Origin of the sequence: Bacillus sp. JJ1521 (genome assembly GCF_036965165.1) — a bacterium.
Lineage (GTDB): Bacteria > Bacillota > Bacilli > Bacillales > Bacillaceae_L > Ferdinandcohnia.
In genome coordinates this window covers 1-445 of the sequence record NZ_JBALOX010000116.1, presented here as the reverse complement: position 1 = coordinate 445, position 445 = coordinate 1, and positions in this window count along the sequence as shown.

Below are 445 nucleotides of genomic sequence, written 5' to 3'. Positions count from 1 at the left end.
TCACTTATTGTTTTTCGGCATAGTGATATACCCGTGTATGCACTTTGCGGTATACCATGTATCGTTTTTCGACTTGGTGATATACCGTTACTGGACTTTGCGGTATACCATTTAGAGTGGTTCGGCTTGTCGGTATTCCGTGTATAGTCTTTGCGTTACCAATTACATCTTATAATCCATGAAGCGGGAACGATTTGGTACTTTGCGTTACCCTTTCCTTCATCGCAATGCTAAAAGAGGAACGATTTTGCCTTTATCGTTACCGTTTATTAAAATTCAACCTTAAGACGTTAACGATTCCACATTTTTCATTACTCTTTCCTACATCATAACTTTCAAATAGGGCACGTTTTACAACTAACATGCCTAAGACATCTGCCCAAAAATACAAATAAAAAAAGACCAGCCATATCAGCTGATCTTTCGTTTGCCTAGCGACGTCCTA